This window comes from uncultured Shewanella sp. (genome assembly GCF_947495455.1).
In the GTDB taxonomy this organism is placed as follows: Bacteria; Pseudomonadota; Gammaproteobacteria; order Enterobacterales; family Shewanellaceae; genus Shewanella.
Map to the genome: position 1 here is coordinate 45,472 of NZ_CANLZC010000014.1, position 22,301 is coordinate 67,772.

17 protein-coding genes are annotated in these 22,301 nt (G+C 40.7%); 9 read left to right on the forward strand and 8 right to left on the reverse strand.

The features are described 5' to 3' along the window. Window positions 1–157: 157 nt before the first annotated feature. A complete protein-coding gene (locus Q0791_RS06260; protein ID WP_299003882.1) occupies window positions 158–604 on the forward strand; it encodes a hypothetical protein in 447 nt (148 codons plus the stop codon). A gap of 107 nt (window positions 605–711) precedes the next feature. On the opposite strand, the gene galK is transcribed toward Q0791_RS06260, so the two are convergent. From galK to Q0791_RS06275, 3 genes are all read right to left on the reverse strand, one after another. Further along, window positions 712–1,872, reverse strand: a complete 1,161-nt coding sequence (galK, locus tag Q0791_RS06265) for a galactokinase (protein WP_299003884.1) — start codon at window positions 1,870–1,872, stop codon at window positions 712–714. Window positions 1,873–2,167: 295 nt separating this feature from the next. Next, window positions 2,168–3,775 (reverse strand): cation:proton antiporter family protein, encoded by a 1,608-nt coding sequence (locus tag Q0791_RS06270; RefSeq protein WP_299003886.1) that lies wholly within the window; start codon window positions 3,773–3,775, stop codon window positions 2,168–2,170. Window positions 3,776–4,003: 228 nt separating this feature from the next. Continuing rightward, window positions 4,004–5,845, reverse strand: a complete 1,842-nt coding sequence (locus Q0791_RS06275) for a protein-disulfide reductase DsbD (protein ID WP_299003888.1) — start codon at window positions 5,843–5,845, stop codon at window positions 4,004–4,006. A gap of 360 nt (window positions 5,846–6,205) precedes the next feature. On the opposite strand from Q0791_RS06275, the gene Q0791_RS06280 reads away from it, so the two are divergent. Beyond that, window positions 6,206–6,760, forward strand: coding sequence for an FxsA family protein (locus Q0791_RS06280; protein ID WP_299003928.1), 555 nt, complete (start codon window positions 6,206–6,208; stop codon window positions 6,758–6,760). 4 nt (window positions 6,761–6,764) lie between these two features. On the opposite strand, the gene Q0791_RS06285 is transcribed toward Q0791_RS06280, so the two are convergent. Then, window positions 6,765–8,630: a protein kinase gene (locus Q0791_RS06285; protein ID WP_299003890.1), complete on the reverse strand. Its 1,866-nt coding sequence runs from the start codon at window positions 8,628–8,630 to the stop codon at window positions 6,765–6,767. A 286-nt stretch (window positions 8,631–8,916) separates the two neighbouring features. Between Q0791_RS06285 and Q0791_RS06290 the strand changes: the two genes are divergently transcribed. The 3 genes from Q0791_RS06290 (at window position 8,917) to Q0791_RS06300 (ending at window position 16,871) form a co-directional block, all read left to right on the forward strand. Next, window positions 8,917–11,577, forward strand: a complete 2,661-nt coding sequence (locus tag Q0791_RS06290; protein ID WP_299003892.1) for a hypothetical protein — start codon at window positions 8,917–8,919, stop codon at window positions 11,575–11,577. Between the two features lie 18 nt (window positions 11,578–11,595). Further along, window positions 11,596–15,690: a DUF637 domain-containing protein gene (locus Q0791_RS06295; RefSeq protein ID WP_299003894.1), complete on the forward strand. Its 4,095-nt coding sequence runs from the start codon at window positions 11,596–11,598 to the stop codon at window positions 15,688–15,690. Window positions 15,691–15,779: 89 nt separating this feature from the next. Next, window positions 15,780–16,871 carry a hypothetical protein gene (locus tag Q0791_RS06300; protein ID WP_299003896.1) on the forward strand — a complete coding sequence of 364 codons (1,092 nt, stop codon included), beginning with the start codon at window positions 15,780–15,782 and terminating at the stop codon, window positions 16,869–16,871. A gap of 87 nt (window positions 16,872–16,958) precedes the next feature. On the opposite strand, the gene nfi is transcribed toward Q0791_RS06300, so the two are convergent. Beyond that, window positions 16,959–17,714, reverse strand: a complete 756-nt coding sequence (gene nfi, locus Q0791_RS06305; protein WP_299003897.1) for a deoxyribonuclease V — start codon at window positions 17,712–17,714, stop codon at window positions 16,959–16,961. Between the two features lie 77 nt (window positions 17,715–17,791). Between nfi and Q0791_RS06310 the strand changes: the two genes are divergently transcribed. The 3 genes from Q0791_RS06310 to Q0791_RS06320 all read left to right on the forward strand — a co-directional run bounded on the left by Q0791_RS06310 (window position 17,792) and on the right by Q0791_RS06320 (window position 18,928). Next, window positions 17,792–18,013, forward strand: a complete 222-nt coding sequence (locus Q0791_RS06310; RefSeq protein ID WP_299003899.1) for a hypothetical protein — start codon at window positions 17,792–17,794, stop codon at window positions 18,011–18,013. A gap of 40 nt (window positions 18,014–18,053) precedes the next feature. Further along, complete coding sequence (locus Q0791_RS06315; protein WP_299003901.1) at window positions 18,054–18,425, forward strand: hypothetical protein; 372 nt, start codon at window positions 18,054–18,056, stop codon at window positions 18,423–18,425. Window positions 18,426–18,583: 158 nt separating this feature from the next. Continuing rightward, on the forward strand, window positions 18,584–18,928 hold the full coding sequence (locus Q0791_RS06320) for a hypothetical protein (RefSeq protein ID WP_299003903.1): 345 nt from the start codon (window positions 18,584–18,586) through the stop codon (window positions 18,926–18,928). Between the two features lie 114 nt (window positions 18,929–19,042). Here the strand turns inward: Q0791_RS06320 and Q0791_RS06325 are convergent, their stop codons facing one another. Next, a complete protein-coding gene (locus Q0791_RS06325; RefSeq protein WP_299003905.1) occupies window positions 19,043–19,399 on the reverse strand; it encodes a hypothetical protein in 357 nt (118 codons plus the stop codon). 547 nt (window positions 19,400–19,946) lie between these two features. After that, window positions 19,947–20,546 carry a short chain dehydrogenase gene (locus Q0791_RS06330; RefSeq protein ID WP_299003907.1) on the reverse strand — a complete coding sequence of 200 codons (600 nt, stop codon included), beginning with the start codon at window positions 20,544–20,546 and terminating at the stop codon, window positions 19,947–19,949. 164 nt (window positions 20,547–20,710) lie between these two features. On the opposite strand from Q0791_RS06330, the gene Q0791_RS06335 reads away from it, so the two are divergent. Then, window positions 20,711–21,595 (forward strand): LysR family transcriptional regulator, encoded by an 885-nt coding sequence (locus Q0791_RS06335; protein ID WP_299003909.1) that lies wholly within the window; start codon window positions 20,711–20,713, stop codon window positions 21,593–21,595. 340 nt (window positions 21,596–21,935) lie between these two features. On the opposite strand, the gene Q0791_RS06340 is transcribed toward Q0791_RS06335, so the two are convergent. Continuing rightward, entirely contained in the window at window positions 21,936–22,088 is a 153-nt protein-coding gene (locus tag Q0791_RS06340; RefSeq protein WP_299003911.1) for a hypothetical protein, read from the reverse strand. Between the last annotated feature and the right edge of the window lie 213 nt (window positions 22,089–22,301).

Sequence of the window (22,301 nt, forward strand, 5' to 3'; positions counted from 1 at the left end):
TTGCTAAATACCCTATTGATTATCTCGAAATTTCTGTTAAAAATAGGTTTTATTAAATCATGATATAAACCATGGTTTTCAAGGTGAGGTGAGTTCCTTAGAGACTCAGTTCGATTTATTGTGGCGGGTATGTGTTGATTTAAGGGTATTAGCATATATGTATGACATTTCTAAGAAAGAAATTTGGTATGGTGAGTTAAGAACAGAACGTGGTAATACGGTTCTTATTTATGATGGCCAATTTCCAGAAGCACCGGCAGGGCGCATTTATTTTTATAATACTGCTCGTGATCAAATCATTGAATATGCAGAGGATATTGTTAAAGTTAATCTGCATGATCTCGATGATGAAGCGATTAAAGTCGCAAAAAAAGAGTTTGGAAAAGCATGGGAAGTAGCACGTGCTGCTTTCATGGAGAAGCATGATGGGTGGGTCGAGGCCAATAATCCGAAAAGTATTCCAGCGAAGAAAGCTAAGCCTGTGACGGAACCTGTTGGAGAGTTAGATTCAGAGGCGAGTGCGGATATAGATCCAGAATTAGAAACTGAAAGTTTAGAAGGTGAATTTGATACTGAATGGCCTAATGATGATTTTGAGAACTGATTATTTGTCTATAGTCTAAATCATAAGAAAGAGCGAAAAGCAGCCTGTAGTGCTGCTTTTTTGATCTTGTTAGGCATTGCTGGTTTATCATATCAATTCGATTAACGTCAGGAGAGTCGTTTGGCTCCTTCACTGGCAGAGCATAAGTAGATACTGGCTTCTAATTGTGTTTGACTAAAATATTGGCTTTCTATGGCGTTGACGACAGCATCAGTGTATTGATGATCCACCAGTGCCACCACGCAGCCACCAAAGCCAGTACTGGCCATTCGCACACCGCCTTTGTCACCAACCACATCAGCAATAATCTTAACCAAGTGATCAATTGCGGGAACGGTAATTTCAAAGTCATCTCTCATTGATTCATGGGATTTTGCCATGAGCTCACTGAGTTTTTTAACATTGTTTGCTTCTAATGCCCAAGCGGCTTGCTGAGTTCGGCGATTCTCTGTGACTATGTGTCTAGCCCGTCGATAGAGGACTTCTTCTAACTCATCTTTGGCTGATTCGAGTTTTTTCAGTGTTAAATGGCTGAGTGCATCCAGTTTAAAATGACTGGCGACTTGCTGGCATTGCAGTGCCCTTAATTGGTATTGAGGCTCTAATGCTTGGCGTTGTACATTAGAGTTAACGATAAGTAAGCTTAAGCTTTTTGGAATGCTAATGGCCTCGCTGTCTAAATCAAAACAGTCAATGAGCAAGGCTTTATTTTGTTCTCCCATGGCGCTGATCATTTGATCCACAATACCGCAATGATAACCTGCATATTGGTTTTCGCCTCTTTGTGCAACTTGCGCAATGGCTAATGGGGATAAATGGAATTGATTTATTTCGTTAATCGCCGTACCAAAGGCAATTTCTAATGCAGCAGAAGAAGAGAGTCCAGCCCCTAAAGGCACATTGCTAACAATGGATAAATCCATGCCTGTGGCGGGTAATCCAGTGGCAGCCATAGAGGCGCTAAAGCCTTTTAAATAGTTAACCCAAGCTTTTGGATCGGCAGGGATCATGCAATCTTCTTTACCAAAACGCCATTCTTGAATATGGCCTGGAAAGGCATCGGATACGGCTCTAAATTGTTGATCATTCCTTCGTTTTACTGCAATGACAGTATGAAAATTGATAGCGCTTGATAAGACAAAACCCTCATTAAAATGGGCATTTTCCCCTATAATATTGATTCGTCCAGGAGCCATAAAGAGGCCGTCAGCCTTAGTACCGAAGGTTTGTATAAAGAGCTTGTTAGCACGTTGAGCTGGATCCGACATAATGAGCATTCCCGCAATTTAAAACAGTATTATTATTATTTTGATTCTTCATTTCTCTTTTGAAGTGACACTAAAGAGCAATTGATTTTCACAAAAATATCAATGGTTAAAATATGAGTATAGCCAATAAGTTTACAACTTTGGGGAATGTATTTTAATTTTTTAATTGTCTTTGATTCTTTAAAATACGACGAGATAGCGAAAGAACTTGCGTTTTATCTCAAGTTCTTTCTTCAAACCGCATTTCTCTGTTTTTAAAAACACGCGGTATGAGCAAACAAAGAGGCTGTATATTTTATGCTATGTTTTGTTTTATGACAGATCCAGGTGAATTGACTTGCTTTAAGGCATGCTCTGCAAAGCCGACTCCAGCCACTTCATACAAGTTATAGACACTGTCAACCCCGGAACCTTTAAGAGACTCAACATCTTCACTGTAACGAACAATAGCACTAAACTTACCTTTGTAATTAAGCTGCTTTAATTGTTCTATCGCAAACAAATTACCCGCATGATGTGGCATGGCGAGTAAGACGAGTTCAAGATTTGGCGCATCGTCGAGTTTTTCCCAAAAATCAACATCGGCAGCATCGCCCTGTAGTACATTACGTCCTTCTTTATTATGAAAATCAACCACTTTTTGTTTATGTTCTATGCCTAAGACTTCATTAGGATACAAAGCATTGAGCTCATCAAAAGCACCAGAACCAATGCGTCCCATTCCCAAAATCAGAAAGCGCGGATTCCCCACGGGAATGGGGCTGTCTTCAGGGTGTAATTTCGTTTGCTCTAAGCCTTGTAAGCGGCGAGGATTTTGTTGGTAAAGTTTGTTTGCTAGTGTATTTAATGGTGCAGCAAACAGAAAACTTAAACTAATGGCGACGGCAATAATGACCATCCAGTGGGGCGGTAACCAGCCTTTATAAGTGGCAACGGCGGCTACAATCAGTCCAAATTCACTATAGTTACTGAGGTTTAACGCAGTGAGTAATGAGGTACGAGCCCGTAAATGAAAACGCGTGAGTAAGTACACAAATAATGCAATTTTAATGGGAACAAGGAGCACTAAAATACTGGCAAGACCTATGTCACTTAGACTCGGTAATCCATTTAAACCAACGGTTAAGAAAAAGGCAATCAGAAAGACTTCTTTAAAATAAAACATGGATTTTGCCAATTCTGACGACTTTTTATGCCCGGCCAAAAACACACCCATGATCAATGCACCCAGATCCGGTTTAAGCCCGACCAGCTCAAATAATGAACCGCCCATAACTAATGCCATGACGAGCCCAAAGAGTACCAGTAATTCTCCATGACCCACTTTATCAAATACACGGTAAATGATGGGCTTAGCCAGCGGTAAGAGTAGTAATCCCAGCGCCCACCAAGAGGGGATGGCGCCTTTTGAAATGGTTAAAAAAGCCACGGCAAAGATATCTTGCATGATCAAAATACCAATGGCCACTCGTCCGTAAAGGGTTTGCATATCCCCTTTATCTTCAAGAATTTTGACAGCAAAAATGGTGCTAGAAAAACTTAATGCAAAAGCGAGTAAGGCTATTTGGGTATAAGCTAAATCGGTGAGTTGTTCGAGTCCTATCCAGCCCAATAGCTTGAGTAATGGAATGAAAAATAACATCGATCCCATTAAATGTAAGCTTGCACCTGCCCAGACTTCGGCCTTAAATAGACTGCGTAAATCTAACTTAAGGCCAATAGCAAATAAGAGCAAAGTGACGCCTAAACTGGCTAGTGATTGTAATAGCGGTAAACTTTTTTCATCGATACCAAAAATGTACAGAATAAAACCCGCTGCAAGATACCCAATCAGGGGCGGAAGGCCAATACGCTTAACAAGCATACCGCAAATAAGGGTGGTGATGAGAATGGCGGGTTCCATGATACTCCACTTTTGGTTAGTTAATAAATATAAAGCACAACAATACGAGATGGCCTTTTTAAGAGCACTATCATATTCATAAAAAGCTTAGGTTTAAATGGGAAAAAGACCTGAATTTAACATTTTCTAATTGGCTTAGACTAAAGAAGGCGGCTGTCAGCGACCGGAATGTAAGTGTGACAACAAAAAGTGAGCAATAAGCTCACTTTCTATTGTTTTTTATAACCTTTATTTAATCTCAAGAAGCCTATCGAGATGTTTAGCAAAAGGTTTTGGTTTCATAAAACCAGTGACAGTTAAGGATGTAACTTGTTCTCCTTGACGATTAAACATTAACAAGGTGGGCAAACCTAATACATGAAAGTGCTCTAATAAGGCAATATCGGTAGGATCGTTTTTGGTTACATCCGCTTGCAATAACACCATTTGATCCATACGTTGTTTCACATCGCTATCTTGAAAGGTGATGTGCTCAAATTCTTTACAGGCGACACACCAGTCAGCATAAAGATCTAGCATAACGGGTTTACCGAGTTTTGCCGCTTTGGCGATTTCGACTTCAACATCCTCAAGGGATTTGACCTTGATAAAGCCTTTTTCTTGGGGTGGGTTTATTTGGCTATAGGACTGAAAGCCTAATTGATGCATGACAGATTGAAAGCCAAATGAAAATACTGCTAACAAGCTCAATATTAATATCACTGAGCGCGCGGTTTGCTTCCAATTAAAGCGGGTGAGCTTATTTTGGTGCATCAAGTAACCTATGAGTGTGGTACCCCACAGAGCCCATAAGACGTCTGTCAGCGTGCCAGCCCAAATACGGGCAATCAACATAATGGAAACGGCGATGAGTAAGAAGCCGAAAACCGTTTTTATTACATTCATCCATTGGCCTGCTTTTGGCAATAATTTACCGCCAGAGGTTCCCATTATTAGCAGTGGAAGCCCCATTCCAATGCTCAGCACATAAAGGGCTAAAAAGCCAAGTATCAAGTCTCCTGTTTGTGCAATATAAATTAAGGCGCCAGACAGTGGTGCCGTGGTGCACGGAGAAGCCACTAAGCCTGAAATGGCACCCATAGCAAAAACCCCGATAAGGTTGCCGCCTTTTTGGGTATTAGAGAGGTTGTTCATTTTATTTTGCCATTTAGCTGGCAAAGTTAAATCATACAAGCCAAACATGGATAAACTGAGAATGACAAATAAAATGGCTAATACAATTAATACGGCAGGATGTTGTAATGCCGCTTGGTATTTCATGCCAGCCGATGCCACCACTAACCCTAATAAGGAATAAGTGATTGCCATACCTTGTATGTAAGCCATAGACAAGGTAAAGGCTTTTGCGGTTGAGAGCTTTTGTCCTTGGCCGACGATTATTCCAGATAGAATGGGGTACATAGGGAAAACACAAGGGGTAAGCGCTAAACCAATCCCCAATACAAAAAAGCTGATTAATGTCCAAGTTAAGCTGCTGTTCTCAAACATTTGACTGAGACTAATTTGCTTTGATAACACTTGGTTATCATCATCGTCTGTAGTGGATGATGTAGCAGCTTGGTTGCTCTTGTTTTGTGCTATGTTTGTCTTTGCAAGGCTATCACTTTGAGGATGTGAAGTGATCGCGTTGAGGGGAATGTCACGTGTGGTGGGAGGATAACAGAGTTTATCCTCGGCGCATCCCATAAAGGTGACAGCTAATACTCCATCATTGCTAGCTTGAGTTAAACTCACAGGTAAAGTGACAAAGTCATAGTAGACTTGCTGCTCACCAAAATAGTCATCAAAGTGGGTCATTCCTTTGGGCAAGTTAATGTCTTTTATTTCAGCATTAGTGGCTGAAAACTTAAGTTTATCCCGATACAGATAATATCCTTTGGCAATGGCAAAATGAATTTTGACTTGATCACCTTCTTGTTTGAAATCCATTGAAAATGCTTGATCAACTGGCAGCAGTTCGGGTTCACTTTTTAAAAAGTTGAGTCCACCTTGATCGAAAAGTCCTTCGGAATAAGCTAAGGGACTGAGTAGCAGTAATTGAGCCAGTAGGATTAAAATAATTTTTTTCATATGTGAAGTCGTTTCTTTTATCCAGTCAAAATACAAAATGGGTGAGGATAGCAGCAAAGCCTATGTTTCTTAAAAATGATTAATGACACGTCATTATACGGGGTTTACTGTATAAAAGTTAGTCTTTGAGCAATACCTCGCTAATTGATGTGCTATCTAGGGTGTTTTCATCCGTTAGTTTTTGAAATTGGTGTTAAGATTAAACTATCGGATAACATGTACTCTGTTTACTTTCAATGAATCTAGCGCTGTGGCTGTGTGAATAGATGTCACTCCTCAGTTTAAGTCATGGAATAGAGAAGACCCGATAATATGGATGTATCTTTCATCTTTTTATTGTTTAATCAATGTGAGGTCTGCGTGTTTTTACTCATTCTATTACTTTTTATCGTATTACCCATTTTGGAGTTAGCAGTATTAATCCGTGTTGGAGAAGTATTAGGAACCTGGCCAACAGTGGGACTGGTGATTTTGACTGCGATTGTTGGGATCTCTTTAGTTAGAAGTCAAGGGATCCATACCTTGATGCAAGTGCAAAAGAAATTATCCAATGGTGAGGCGCCTGGGCAAGAAATAGTTGAAGGCATGATGCTGGGACTGGCGGGGTTATTACTTGTAGTGCCAGGTTTTATTACCGATTTTATTGGCATCTTATTATTAACACGCTTTATACGTATTCCTGTGGCCGGATTTTTATATAAGCGAATGCAGCTTAAAGTGGTGGCGAATGGACGTGGAAGCATGGAGGGACGCCAGCAATCGCCTTTTGGTGGCGCTTCTCAAGGTCAAACCTTTGATGGTGATTTTGAAAAAAGGCCCGATCCCAGTGATAAACGACCCGAAAGCCATCAAGTTGAAGCTGACGATAAAGTCGCACCACATTCCAATGATGACCCCAAAAAACCCTCAGAATAATGATCTAGGTGGGATTACGTGGCAAAAAAGCTTTTGGGTTTTTCGGGTAAAAATGATCTGGTAGATGGGAGATGGCATGAAATCGGCGCGTGCTTTTATAGGGCAGTTTCATGAAGCCTGAAACGCCTTGGCCTTGAATTTTTTTCACATGGCTTAGGATCCTGTCGAGACTGGCTCGAAAAGCCGCTTGTTTTCTGGGATTAAGAAGCCGTAAATAGCTATGGATTTTCATATGATTTGGTAAGGCTTCAAAAATAATACAGCCAGTATGATGAATTTTGTTGATATGGCTGAGCTCATGCATAATTTCAGGGGGCAGTTCCAGATTTTCTTCGGGATCGGGACCATCTTCAAAGTAAGAGTGCAAGCGGGATTTATTTTCCATAAAGGGCGCATTTCCTATTTCAAAAGGCAGTTGCTGTTCCGGGGCCAAAATGAAAGGGTCCTGCGTGCTTTCTCTTTCAATATGCAGCGTATCTTTTGCATTAAAAAAGCAGGCTTTAAAGACCCCTAGACGTTTAATGCCTCGAGCAAGTGTTACCATATTATTTACGGCTAAGGTAAAGGCGGCTTTCTCTTGTGCATGCAATTGCGCTTGTTCATCATGGCTTAAGTGAGCCTGATGGGAATAATATAAATTAAAACTGGAATCGATAAAAATACCACTTTCACGCCAATGTATGACTAAGCCGCCCACAATGGGATATTGCGCGAGTCTACCCACAGCCACAATAAAGCCTTTTTCAGTATCGCCCATGCCCGCTAAAAAGTTACGGTAGTATTTTTCCAGCTCTCTGTCATCCATATTGGCAATAGGCTCGTCCACATTATGCTCTTTTAAAAAGGCTTTTCTTGAGCTGTAAGTCACCGTTTCCACTTGTTGTGACGTGTGTTGTGTCCAAATGGGAATATCAGGCTCCATGGGCACTGTTGGCAGCTGGGGTAAATGCAGCCAAGAGTGATGAGACATGCTTCTTAAAAAGTAATCTCCTGCTTTTAAGCGAATAAGGGGATTCGGACTGAGCATGCCTGTTAATGTGTTGGCCAATTCAATGGGTAAGCCTATGCTAGTGGGCGGGATCACTTGACTGCCAAAACGGCTTGCTTGGCCTGAGGCGAGGGCATAAAGGGTTGCGGCTACGCCTTGCTCGTCAAATCTTGGGCTAGATAATGCGCCATTGAGCTGCTCATCACCAATAAAATACACATCCCCCATTCTGGCATTAGTGTGCTGTTGATCGCTAGACATCACATCCATCACATTACCATTAACCGGATTATCATGGACATCCCGTTGGGCGAATACCGCCGATCCCCAATCGATGAGGGACAGCTTTCCTGTTTTGATGTCGTAAACTAAGTTTGAAGGCTTAATGTCCCCATGGATCAGTGGGCGACCGTGATGCAAATACAATAAAATGTTAGCCAATTGCCGTGCAATGTTCATGATCATGGCCACAGGGAGCTTGCCTAAACGGCGACACAGTACATCTAAATCTTCTCCCGGTGCTTTTTCCATCACTAAAATGCCTTGTTTACCCACGCGCTCAAACTTTATGAGTCCGGGCACATTTGGATGAATAACCTGTGACAACATAAAGGCTTCTTCTTCCAGCCTATCTTGAATGCTCTGGGGTAAGGTAATGCGAGAAAACTTAAAGACATGGGCTTGGTGTTCACTATTAATACCAGAAAAAACAAAACCATAAGCGCCTTTACCCACTAACTCAATATTATGATACCCAAGTTTAATCAGCTCTTGTCGACACAGACGGATCCACGCCTTATGTTTACGGGCATTGTCAGCCGTCAGTAAATAAATCGATTGCTCTTCAGAAATATAAAAGTGTTGCAGCTCGGGTGTTTGCAAGGCCCATCCCCCATCATGATGGCAAGCTTATTATCAAAGAGTATACTCCAGAAGCTGAGAATAAATATCAATGGATCATCGCTTGGTGAGAACAGAAAGTCATGATGGTGACGAATATTGAGTAAATGACTCTCATTATTTTGTATCTATTAAGTTCTTAGTGTTTCATTTTTGTTGAATTTGTATCATTGCCTGTGGATAATAGACCTTTGTATTATAACCAATTGTATTGTTAAATTTGGCAGTTGGTTACATCCCCACCATTTTAAATACACAGGATGTTGTAATGTCACCCTTATCCAGAATAGTCAGACGAACATCAAGTTCGTTATTCTTGGTTTTACTTATTTACTTTCAATCATTTAATTTATTTGCATCAAATTATTCTATTGCAAGTAATAGCCCGAATACGCAAATCAATTTTGAATCAAATACTGCGACAGATATGCTCATTCCAGCGCCAGCGGTTAATGGGGTATCGATGAACCTATTCAATAAGTTTGAAGTCTCAGGGCGCAACCTCATTATTTATAATGGCAATCGTGAAACTGGAGCCATGAGTAATGAAGATGCCGCAAGCTTAATTGTGATTGAAGCGCCAATACTGTCACTGGCCAATCACATTGAAATTTTAGGCGCGCCTGCCGATTTACTCTTAGTGAGCCGTGGTTCAAATAAAACCTTGCGTTGTCATCAATGCAGCTTTGACAACGTTGGGCGCTTAACGCTCACCGTTGCAGGTTACAATAGTGTTTCAAGTATTCAAAATCATGGCAATATTGGTCGATTAACCACTAGCTATAATGGTGTGGTGGAGATTAACCAGCTTTCGGCGCCGGGAGTGCAGTCATTAGAGTTGATTGCTGACAGGGTATATACCAATGGGGTGATCGACTTGAATCTTAAAGCCGATAGTCATCCAGAGGGGGGCTTTATTGTTCACCCACAAGGTCGCAAAATAGTGGGCTCGGGCGGGATCAATATTTATGCGGGTGATATAGCGATTAACTATGCCGATTTATCAGTGACAAATGTAGAGGTGAGTGATCACAGTCTTACGATTAAGGGGCAATTATCGGCGGCAAGTATTGGCATTACCAGTCCTTCGCATATCACATTGGATCCAAGCAGTCAGCTGAATACCTCATCGGATTTGCTGGCCACTAGTACCCATAATAATAATTTTTATGCTCCCATTGAAGGCATTTACATTCAAAGCATTAAAGCTAGAAGCAGTACCAAAGATTATGGCGTGTCGCTTAATGGCCGCTTGATATCTGACAATATAATATCGGTGAAATCACTGGATAATATTCACCAAAATGCCAGCATTATTAGCCGTGATCTGCGTTTAATGAGCAAGGATGATATTATTCAACGAGGCTATATTCAGGCCAATCTGGTTGAAATGGCGGCAAGACGTTTAATCAATACCTCGATCATAGAAACCTCAAGTTTAAATGTGGAAACCCAATACAATATTCATAACAGTTTTGGTGGTGACATCAGTGCTAAAACGGCGGTATTGAAATCGCAACAAGGCTATGTGGTCAATGGTTCTCGCAGTCAATACCAATCTTATCCTTTAACGACACAAGCCTTGCCGTTATCGACGGATCTGACTTCGTTTTTACATGGTATTTATTACGATGTAAAAGAGTCAGGTACCCGCTCCAGTAAACTCTCCGCCCATATTCGCGCCAACACTTTGTCCATCGATGCTAAGGCCATTGAAAACATCAATCCTTATTCATTAACTCGCCCGTCTTCAACCAGTTGGAATGCGGGGATCATGATCAATAACGCCAAAGCGCAGCAAGTCTCCATTCAAGTGGAAAATCAACTGGCGCTTAAAGCCAGCCAATATATTCTCAATGCCTCTGCCATTATCGGCTTAAATCAAGCGGGACAGTTTACGGTCAATACTCCAAAACTCAGTAATGAGCGCTACCGTATTCAGTTTGAAAATTACATTTTTAATCAAGTTACTCATACAGATGATGCAAGTGTGGATCATGATGGCGCCAATGTGGGTACCACCACTAAAGTGATCGCTTATTCACCGCCTGGGCGTTTGTATTCCTTTGGTAAATTGCTGTTCAGTAATGGCAATGATGGTAACAATGTCAAAGAGCAATTTATCAATGAAATGTCCTATTTTGAGGTGTTTGCCGATAGCCATTTTTATAAAACCCAAATTCAAAGCATAGGCCTAGAGATCACTCAAGATTACGATGCAGTTGCACTAAGTAATGTTAAAGATTGTCTGCGTTACCGTACCTGTGAGGGTGATAATATCAGTACCGTCGCCGAAGCCGAAACCTTAACCGTGTTTGGCCGTAACGTGTACGGCATTGATAATAGCTTACCCTCACAGTCCGATCTTGAAATCGATAACATTAACGGCCAAGACGCAGCGGTTAAACGCGTGGTGGACGAATATTTAGCGCAGTTTTTTTATGATGAAATAAGGAAGATAAAGGGAGAGTACAGGCCTGCTTCCGGCTTTGCTAAATCGGTGAGTATCGAAGGGGACTTATTGAAGTTCACGGTAGTCCAGTGTCAGGAGTTTATTGATGGAGGTGGGTCAAAAGATGAATCTTGTATTGCGTTTGATCGTGAGCAAAGTATTCCTGAACTATTAGGCGAAGAGGCCAAAGATAGAGAAGTGGGCGATACAGGTTACACCGATACTCAATTCGTGGCGGCCAGTACTGAATATGTTAAAGGGATAAGTTATCAAGAAGCATGTCATGATAAGCCTTATGGAAACCTTTATAACAATACCTATATATCGTATGCAATAAATCAGAAAGAAGATTCGGTTAATTTACTCTTTTTGCAGAAGGCTGTAATGAATGTGCCTCCACCTGTGATGGTTATTTCATTTGAAAATGAATGTACTATCTCAGTCGCTATCGACAAATTAATGACTTATTTGCCATAAGCCGTGACAAGGATATCCATGAAACACACTAATCAGATTTCGGTGACTCATACATCGACGACACCCGAGGTGCCCTTGTGGCAAAAAATCACCTCTTGGCTACTCACGTTTGTGATGCTATTTCAAATCACTTTACCTGTGACGGCGCAGGCGGCCACTCTCATTTCTGACAGTTTTATTCAAAGTGAGGTCAATGCTAACGGCCAATATGAGCGGGTCAGTAATAGCCAGTATCAATTTGAAAAGGCCTACTATGTCGACGATGTCGCCAGTAGTGCGACGCAAAATATCGCCACTTTTCATCAAAAATTACTGGATTTTCGCAAAAGTGCGCTGCCATCGCCCTTGATGATCCCCATCATCAACGATGGTATCACCATTATATTGCCCCATTATCCGCTGGCGAAACAAATTGGCGACCCTTTTGTGCAGTCGCGTTTTATTCGCTCGCAAATTTTTAATGCATTAAACCGTAATTTAATCAGTAAAATCTATGCCACTGAAAAAATACAAATTAATGCGCTTTACAATAATGCCTATACCTTTAGTGGTACCAGCAGTGCCAAACTGGGCGACAAGTTAACCCAAGCGCAGGTGAACAGCTTTGGGAAAAACTTGATTTGGCCTGAGTTACGTAGCATTAATGGCGAGCAGGTATTAGTGCCTGTGGTGCATTTCACCGATGATAGGCTGAATGCGTTGAAAGCAGAAGGGCATACCGTTGAGTTTTTAGGTGATGAGGCGCATTTTAATAGCATTACTGTCAATGCAGGCACGATTTTCACTAATCGTAATACTTTCATTAACACGGCGGGTGATTTCAACGTCAATCAAAAGGCCAAAGTGGTCTCAAGTGGCGACTTAAATCTGTTAGTGGGCGGCACCCTACAAATATTATCGGGGCAGCTTACCGCACAAGATAGCGTCAATATTATTGCCGATCAGTATGTGCAAAAAACCTTAGTCCACCGTTTTGCCACCCGTTTTGAACAAGGCACGCGTTTGGGCACCATTGCCAGCGTGAATGCCATTAATGGCAATGTCTCTATTCGATCTTATAATGACATTGTGGTGCAAGGCGGCACTATCGATGGCGATAATATCGTCCTCAATGCTGATGGCAACATCATGCTGCTGAGTCAGCGAACCAGTTATGTGCGTAACGAGAATATCGGCGGCTTTGATGAGACCACCTCTATTGTCAGCCATACTGCCTCCAGACTCAGTGCCAGCGACAGTATTTACTTAATGGCATCGGGCATCATTCAAATTAATGCCTCAACCTTAACCGCCGATAGCGGCGTATTGCAAATACTGGCTCAGCAAGGCATTTACATCACCAATGAGTTTGATGAGTTTCAAAAAAATCGTCAAGGCACGGTGGGAGAAGTCACTCTTACCGAGCAAGAGTTTCAAACCATTGCCATTCAATCGGCATTAGAGGCAGGTAAAGGGGTACTCATCGCCTCTGACTTTGGGGATATCACGCTGCGAGCCACTGAAATCACCTCAGGCGACGGCACGCAAATTAATGCTTATAACGGCGCAGTAAACTTACTGCTGGCCAAAGAGCAAGATCATTACTTCATGAATCGCGTCACCGAAGGCATGTGGCGCATTAAAACCGAAACCCAAACCGATACGGTCGATACGGCAGTCTATAATCGCATCATCGGCGGCGTGAAAGTGCAAGCTACCCATGGGGTGACCTTAGAGCTAGGGCAAAGTGAGGATGTCACCCTCGATGAGATGATGGCGCAGTTCGAAGATTCTGACGATCTCAGTTGGATGGCAGAGCTGTATCACGATCCAGAGCTGAGTCAAAATGTCGAATTAGCCTATCAAGAGCTGGTGAATATTCATGAATATGACAAAACCAGTAGCTTAAGCCCCGCCGCGATGGCTGTTATCGCCATTGCTATGGCAGTCGCTATGGGGCCTGCAGGCTTTGGTGTCATTGGTGCTGGTGGGCATATTGCGGTTAGCGGATTTGTTGGTAGTGGTGCTTTAACGGCAGCGCTGCAAGCGGGCGCATTGGCACTGGCGACACAAACCGCTGTGAGTCATGCTAATGGCAATAACCTCATTGAAACCGCCAAAGCCATGCATTCATCGGAGACGGTGAAAACCGTTGCCATGGCAATGGCCACGGCAGGTGCCTTAAATTATATCGGCTCTGTAGGGCCTTTCAGTGCGGTAGAAGGTGCAGGAGAAGCGGCACGAAATATGGTTGATTTAGGCAACCAGGCAGCGCAGTTAGTAGTAAAATCGGCCGTTAGCACAGGTATTTCTACTGTGATCAATGGCGGCAATTTTGATGAATTTACCGATACCTTTGTTCAAGCTTTACAAGTGAATGCGGTTAATCAACTCGGTGCCAGTTTAGCCGAAGACATTGAGTTTTATTCTCAGCATGCAGTCTTAGATGAAGTTCTAGAGTATATTGCCCACGGCGCTGTTGGCTGCTTGACGGGCGGATTGAATTCAAGTGATTCAGGTGATGGCTGCGCGGCAGGAGCCGCAGGCAGTATTACTGCGACTTTTGTGAGTAAAAGCTTTGATCATGAGGTGGATACGTTAACACAAGAAGGTGAAAATGCAGCGCAATGGCTCAAAGATAATTTAAATTTAGATCCCAATAATAAAGATCAACTCGCAATATTAAAGCAATATGAAAATTATGATCTGTTAAGTGAACAGTCGATAAGTCAATTATCAGAGTTTCGAACGACGCGATTAAATCTAACTCAATTAAGGCAACAATCCGTTGATATTTCGAGGTTAGTTGCTGGTTTAGGAGCCTTTATTGCTGGAGGAACGGCAGAAGCGATTAATGCTGCAGCACAATCGGCGCAAAATACAGGTCAAAGCGCTCTATGGCGACCATTAAAAATTCCCGTTAAACAGGCGTTGGTGTTAAGTGAGTTATTGAATGAGCACTTAGTACTTGAAGAGGCGTTACAACGACATTACTCCCTTGATGAACTATCGAGTCTAGGAATTGTTTTACCGTCTCAAATTTATGGCGATGTTGCATCGGATACACAATTATCTCCCGATACGGTAATAGCGCTAATTGAATTAGCTGAAGTCGTTAAGGCTGTAGATAGCTCAACTTATATAGGTGAAGGAAAAATATTTTTTATTGACTTTGATGAGATTTATCGGAAAACCTTAGATGGTGGACCAGAAGAAGTGATGAATGCATTGCGGGCGACCTATGCTGGTTTAAATGAGGAGATTGATGATCCAATACTTTGTAGTGATCCTGATAGTCCAATTGGTTGTAATAATGTTGATTACTTAGGCGAAATTCGTACCACGCGGGATTTAATCGGTACTCAGCTTGATAATGCCACTTACTTACAACCTGCGATAGAAAGTTTAGAATGGTTGGTATCACCAATAGCAGCGGTCATGGCATCTTATAAAGCACTTTCTCATATCAGTGTAAAAACAAGAGAAAGGATAGCTCATCGTTGGAAGTCTGGGGTGACACTCTCGCAGAAATACCGTCAGTTTAAAGATGATTTAGTGGAGCAAACCAGAAAAGAGGCACAAGCGTTACTCGATGCAAGCAGCACGAATAAAAACAAAAAAGCCTATTCTATTGCGGGCCATTCAAGATCGGGCCTAAAAAGTCCAGGCTTTACTAACATTGCAGGTAAGCCGGGTAAATGGAGTCGATTGTTTGATAATGATTTGGCAGAGTTTGCTGAGCCGTTTATTGATCCCTCGACAGGTCAAGAAATTCAGCAGTTCTTTATTAAGCCTGCAAAGGTTGATGCTTTTATTGATTACATTAAGGATTTGTATAAGCAGAATGAAAATATGAATCAAGAAATGCATTCGACAACAGAAAGGCTTTTGCGTAATTATGTAAAAGAGAACAGAGTGATTAATAGTATTGACGGTGTGCCGGGCTTGCATGCCGAGGTGCGCTCGGCCAATTGGATGTTAAATAATCTACCAGCGAATACTCCTATTAGCCACATTCAATTATCGACACAAAAATTAACAGTTAATCCTGTTACGGATTTCCCCGCTTGTTTTAATTGTAATGGTATTTTGGTCGGGTTTGATATTCTGACGGGGGTTGCAATCCCACGCTAATTCTAAGTGGAATTTAATGATTCATCTCCACTGTTATTAGCATCATGTTTTTTGACAGTGGATTTATCGAGATAGCGATAGGAGGTAAAATGGATACAAATACAAATTACCCTAAAAGCAAGATGACGAATAAGACAAGTAAAAACTTAGGCATGAGCCAACATGTACGCATAGAGCGGATCATTTTAAATACTGTTCTAGTGATAAAGAATGAGCTAGGGTATTTCCAAAATGCCTTGTTTACTGGTGGTGTATTCACGTTACAAGAAGGAAAAGTGGTTCGTCAGCGCCGCTTTGAGCAAGGCGTGGATGTGGGGGATTACTTGTGCCCGTACTTGTCTGAACCCCATGATTTACATCTAGATATGAGCATAGTCGATGTGTATGAGAAGCCTTATGATGCCGAATACTATTATGGTTATCGGGATGAGGCTAATACACAGCATAACAAGTTTACTGTATATGAGTTTGAGCAAGGCTTGTGTATCAGTGCTAGGCAGTATTGTCGAGGTGAGACTTACGACAGGTTTGTGTTTACCGACGATGGCTGGTTAGAAGATTTGCAATATCGCACTTATGATGCAAAAGGAAATATGTGTTATCAGAGCTATACTTGGGCGCCGTCTGGTGAGCTGGAGTATCTGGAAATACGAATAAAAGCCGCAAGTAAATTAGTGTTTGATTTGGAATTAAACTTAAGTGCGCAAGCTTTTTTATTTAAATCTAAGGTCCATTATAAACAGAGTGCTTCAACCTTTATTGCTGATTTTTTATCAGAAATACAAGTAGCTGATTACTCAATAATAGCAGTATTAAAGTATCTAAAAATCGAACATGATTATTGTGATTTATTTGGTGAAGCGATAGATGATGATTTGATTATAGAGTTACATGAAAATAATGGATTAAGTCAAGTTAAGGGGATATTAATGAGAAATGTGAGCATTACCTCTGACAGTATTGCTGTTTTATCTGATTTAATTAATTTACAAGAACTGTCTATTAATAATGAGTTTCGTGATAGAAAATGGCGCCAACAACTTGCAGAGCAAGGTGAGCTAACTGAGCCAGATTCTCGTGAGGCGCAGCAGGCAGCAGACAAATTACAACAAGCATTGCTGGCGTTTAAGCGCCAGCGTCCTGAGTGTGAAGTGGAGTATAATAATCAGGTGCTTAAGTGATGGACTTGTGTTTGAAATGGCAAGGTATCAAGCGGTTAAACAGCAGGCTCGTGATTATGATAGTCTGAGCCTGTCTTATACCAATTGTTATGGATGATGATTGAGATTTTGTTCATTTAGATAGGCTTTTCGCGCACGATTCACCGCTTGATCGGCCAAGCGAGTCGTTTGAGGCAAGCGGTATTTGGGTGTGAGTTTGAGTAGGAAATCACAAGCTTGTTCAAGGGAGATTTTATGGCCAACAGATACATAGACGGGCTTAATATCCACTTGAGTTCGCAGCGCCGCGCCAATGGCCTCATTATTATCCATGAGTAAACTTCGCTCACCTCGTGCATTGTTGACAGTATCGTGCTCACCCATTAACCGTGTTTTACCACAGCCTATGGTCGGTATATCATAAAGCAGACCTAAGTGAGAGGCGAGACCACAGCGGCGCGGATGGGCGAGGCCTTGACCGTCACATACCACTAAATCCGGCCTGTGTTTGAGCAGTGTAAAAGCATCAATTAGCGCAGGCAGCTCACGAAATGAGAATAGCCCAGGAATATAGGGGAATTGCGCCTTGGCTTGAGTGGTCACCGTTTCGATAACGTTTAAACTATGCGCATCGAGCAGTACCACAGCGGCAAAAAGTACATCACTGTCATTACAATAGGCGACATCCACACCTGCAATGATATCGACCGAATTGGCCGTCATTGGCTTATTTGTGGCGATGACTTGCTGGGCTAATTGCATTTGCAAGGCAATGGCTTGCTTTTCTGACTCAGGTAGCACAAAAGGAATAACAGGCTGCATAGTAAGGGTAAGATTGATAATAGAATAACGATATAATAACAAAATTGAAAAGCAGTCAGTAAAAAATCAATTGGAAGGATAAGGTTTAGTGATGTAAATGCGCCAATGGGTATGTTGTAGTGTTGGTTTATGGTGTGACGATAAACGCATCGGCGGCGGTTACCGGTACTCATTATACGAAAAGTGCCCTAGCAGAGCGCTTATCCCGTGGCGAAAGTATCAGCTGGGATGACTGGCGAGTACCGACTCAACCTTGGACTTATGATGAGCAGCAGTTTAATACCGTGATAGCCGAGTACTTCGCCTTGTATGAGGATTTATGCCAGCAAATTCCGAATTAGCATGACAGTTGATTTTGTAGCGTGCCATGTGCAGAGTTTTTTGAAGGTTATAAAGCAAAAGCAGCTTGTTACTTGGTTTTCTGGACGACCGGCATTAACGCCTTTAGGGCTTAATGATTCGATAGCTCCGATCATTATGTGGTCATTTGTGGATGAAGAAGCCGCTATATCTAAAAGAATGTTACTTTTAATCAAGGATTTTAAATCAGATATCGGTTGGAAGGTTGAGCGATTAAAATATAATGCTAGGTGGCGGTTAGTGCCGTTAAGAGTACTTGAATTGGCACATGAGCATAGTGAATATAATGTCTTCGATGCTGCAGGAATATTGGAACAAAATGAACCTGAATTTGGGCAATTAGCCCATCAAGAAATGGGAAAGCTTGCCGTGTATCTAGCAAGGGAGCTATAAATGTAACTACAAGTTTGTTATTAGTTTATATATAATTCAAGCTTTTAATCTTTGACAAAAAGTATTATTGGATGTATTTCACCAGCAATCACTGTCATTTTTATTGATAGTGCTTGCTGGTTTTTTAGTGAAATAGAAATAAAAATAGGGAAAGAGTAATGAAAAAACCATTATCAAGTGCGATATTAGCGAGTTTTTTGGCAATTGGTATAAGCACTAATGCCATGGCCAATACTGTCAAAGGGGTGACAGTCAGTAAAACTCATGTACATACGAGTTCTGGTCTCTATTTCAGTACCAATGAAATTATGAAAAATCCAGAAAATTGTGGTGGTGATAGTGACGCACCGGGTTTATATATATTAAGACAAGGCGATCACACTAAGGAAGCATTTAGTGTGTTGCTGGCGGCGCACATGTCGAATAAAAAAATCAATATTCATATTCAAGGCTGTGATGGAGCATTTCCCATTGTTGATTGGGTTCAAGTTGATGATGTTTAATGCTTATTCTGAAAATCTAAGTTTTACTTGCTATTGATGTGAGCAGTCAGTGCCAACAGGGGAAAAGACTCAAGCTATTTAAATTGTTTAATAGCTTAAGTCTTGTAGATATTTTTACTGAATGATGAGCATGTTGATACTTTCGACGGTATTTGTATATTCAGAACAATTACCAGTCCCGTACGCCATTATAGGTTTATCAGCCGCTTTTGCGGTGAGTGCCATTGAGTAAATCGCTTGGCCGCCAGGCGTATTGACATCAAATGAAAATGCGCTGTGATAGAATTCTTCAGTGCAATTTGCAATATTAAGGATGTCCTTATTAAAGCGAATAATACCTTTTCCATTAGCATCTACCCGCACATTATTAATTTTTCCGTTAGTAATTTTACTGACAGTTCCAGCAGCATAAGCACTATTTATGCAGATGAAAAGCGCGGCTAATATGGCAAACTTTTTTATGTTTTTCATGTTTTATTCCTAATCTTGTTATTTATTCCATTGAATTAAATGTATTTTATCATTAAAGGTATGGATATGGATATGGATATGGATATGGATATGGATATGGATATGGATATGGGTATGGATATGGATAAGAACATTTATTTGAATAAGAAAATGCAGCACCTAATATAAGCGGTGCTTTTACAGGTTTATTTGAAGATATGAGCCTATTGAATTTACAACTTAATTTTGAGGGATTTCATGGCTCTAAGGCCTAGATTATGAATATATTGCCCCACGATGTTGCCGTGCATGAAACACATTTATTTAGATTAATAAGTAAGATACATATATGTCTACGAATTACCTCATAATAAATACGACTTGTGACTTGTTATTTAGCGGCTAATTTAATGCTAGCCGCTTATAAATGATAACAGACTTTTTAGCAAATTAGGGATCATGCCATATGATGGCTTGCTATTGTGTAATCTTGGTCCTACAGTCTATAAAGTTAGAGTAGCATTGTGCCTACATAGTGAATTAGAATTGATACCATACTGAGGATGGATTAAATATAATTTGCAACATCAAATACTTGACCCGTTTCATTACTATTGAGGGCATAAATGTAAGCTTTTGCCGTATCCGTCGCGGAGATCCCACCAGAACTGTCCATTCCCATCATTTCCATTGTTTCTGTAACAAAATGTGGACTCACTGTATTAATACGTAAAGTATCACCTAATTCAAATGCAGCCGCTTTTGCAAATGCATCTAATCCAGCATTAACAAGGCTAACAGCCGCACCACCTGACATTGGATTTTGTGCTAAAACACCAGAGGATAGTGTAATGCTTCCACCTGGCCGTACATATTCTTTACCTATTTGGAAAATGTTAAGTTGCCCCATCAACTTACTGTCTATGGTCAATTTATACTGCTCATAATTTAATTCTGTTACTGGTGCAAAGGCGATATTCCCTGAGGTTGAAATAATGGCATCGACTTGACCGATTTTCTTAAAAAATGATTCAATTGAGCCACGATCTTCAATATCCACTTGGTAGTCACCCTGGTTAAAGCCCACACTAATGACATCATGCGCTGTTAACTCTTTTGCTACTGCTTTACCGATAGTGCCAGTTGCACCAATTAATACTATTTTCATTAGTCATCTCCCATGAAATTTAATTATGTTGTATTAAGTACTTAGCGATTCAGGCTAGTGTGAGACTAGTATTGCACGGGCAAACTATTTAAAAAATAACAAAAATATGATTTAATTTGTGATAAAAACTGATTAATAAAAGGTGAACATTTAAGGATGCTGCAATGGATGTTTTAAAATCAATGCATATTTTTAAGCAAGTCGCTGAAAGTCAAAGTTTCACAAGTGCCGCCGATAAATTAAATATTGTACCTTCAGCAGTCAGTAGACAAATAAATGAACTAGAAAGTTGGCTTGGTCGCCGCTTAATTCACCGTACTACACGTTCACTCCATTTAACTGAAGATGGTAAAGAATACCTAGCAAGAATGGCGACCATTTTACATCAAGTTAATGATTTAAAAGCGACTCCTGAAACAAATGGACCACTTTCTGGCCGTATAAAAATGACAACACCTGTTATCGTGGGTCAGCAAGATATCGCTAAAATTGTTGCTCAATTTAAAGTAAACAACCCTAAAGTTGATATTACATTTACATTAGAAAATCGAAGTGTAAACATTGTTGAAGAAGGTTATGATTTAGCCATTAGAACAGGGATGTTATCAAACTCAAATTTTTACGCCCGAAAAGTTTCAGATATTTCCTTTAAAACAGTCGCTAGCCCTCACTACTTGAAAAATAATCCAGTTATCAATACGCCTATCGAATTACATTCACATCTTTGCTTAATTAACACTGCACGACCAAATCCTCGACGGTGGACCTTTAATATAAAAGGCCTCAAGAAGACGGTAAAAGTTAATGGTACATTAGAGACCAATAATGCTTTTTGTATTTTAGATTTTGCTAAATCAGGGGTGGGAATAGCCCAATTACCCGATCAATATGTGAAAGATAGTTTAAAAAAAGGTGAGTTAATTGAGATTTTGAGTGATTTTGCTTTAGAGCCTATACCAATCAATGTTATTTATCCATCAAACCGCCTACTTAGTCACTCGACCCGAGCTTTAATTGACAGCATAGTGCAATATTATTCTACAAAATAGATTAAATAACCTGAACTCGGGATAATGAGTGTCAGATAATCTCGATACTTCATTTAAAGTCAACAACTTAATTTTGTTCTGCTTATTCTTTATTTTCATATTTGGCTTAATGCCGAAACTTTTTGTCGATATCAAGGCGGAATTTCGTATCTAATAGCTGGCTATTAGTAGAAAAAACAACACAGATAGGGGCAAAAATAGTGGTATTAAGCGGCGCTGCTTATCCCGAGTTCAGGTTAAATAGGGTGAACTGAACGACAAGCATTTGGTGAATTAAGATCAGGTTGGCTGTATCAATTTGTGCTTCTAAGAGTTACAGACCAAGAAGACATAGCACTCCTTATTGGTTAACTGACATATATGGACATATGGACACTTCTTTAGGATCAAGAAAAACCGAACTTAAATCATATTCCACTTGTTGACTCCTTTGTTGTTTAAGGGGAGCGTTAAGTTGTTCTCTTTCCAGTAGTGGGGAGTTTTGGTCGTCCATGGTTTGTCCTTATTGTATTGAAATAAGAATGAGTGACAAAATGGATCATTTTTCAAATGAATCATGGAAATTTATTGGGCTATGATCTCACATTGTTCTGTTTATAAGCTAACACAGTTCATCATGGAATAATCTTGTTTCTGGTTTGTATCAATACTTCACTGTACATGAAAAAAGCCCGCTTATTAGCTAAGGTTATAAGGTGTATAAAAG

What these genes read in the sequence shown, in the direction of transcription:
- Q0791_RS06335 (WP_299003909.1), top strand. Translation starts at nt 20,711, where the DNA reads ATGGATGTTTTAAAATCAATGCATATTTTTAAGCAAGTCGCTGAAAGT.
- Q0791_RS06330 (WP_299003907.1), bottom strand. Translation starts at nt 20,546, where the DNA reads ATGAAAATAGTATTAATTGGTGCAACTGGCACTATCGGTAAAGCAGTA.
- Q0791_RS06260 (WP_299003882.1), top strand. Translation starts at nt 158, where the DNA reads ATGTATGACATTTCTAAGAAAGAAATTTGGTATGGTGAGTTAAGAACA.
- Q0791_RS06325 (WP_299003905.1), bottom strand. Translation starts at nt 19,399, where the DNA reads ATGAAAAACATAAAAAAGTTTGCCATATTAGCCGCGCTTTTCATCTGC.
- Q0791_RS06340 (WP_299003911.1), bottom strand. Translation starts at nt 22,088, where the DNA reads ATGGACGACCAAAACTCCCCACTACTGGAAAGAGAACAACTTAACGCT.
- Q0791_RS06320 (WP_299003903.1), top strand. Translation starts at nt 18,584, where the DNA reads ATGAAAAAACCATTATCAAGTGCGATATTAGCGAGTTTTTTGGCAATT.
- galK (WP_299003884.1), bottom strand. Translation starts at nt 1,872, where the DNA reads ATGTCGGATCCAGCTCAACGTGCTAACAAGCTCTTTATACAAACCTTC.
- Q0791_RS06295 (WP_299003894.1), top strand. Translation starts at nt 11,596, where the DNA reads ATGAAACACACTAATCAGATTTCGGTGACTCATACATCGACGACACCC.
- Q0791_RS06270 (WP_299003886.1), bottom strand. Translation starts at nt 3,775, where the DNA reads ATGGAACCCGCCATTCTCATCACCACCCTTATTTGCGGTATGCTTGTT.
- Q0791_RS06275 (WP_299003888.1), bottom strand. Translation starts at nt 5,845, where the DNA reads ATGAAAAAAATTATTTTAATCCTACTGGCTCAATTACTGCTACTCAGT.
- Q0791_RS06300 (WP_299003896.1), top strand. Translation starts at nt 15,780, where the DNA reads ATGGATACAAATACAAATTACCCTAAAAGCAAGATGACGAATAAGACA.
- Q0791_RS06290 (WP_299003892.1), top strand. Translation starts at nt 8,917, where the DNA reads ATGTCACCCTTATCCAGAATAGTCAGACGAACATCAAGTTCGTTATTC.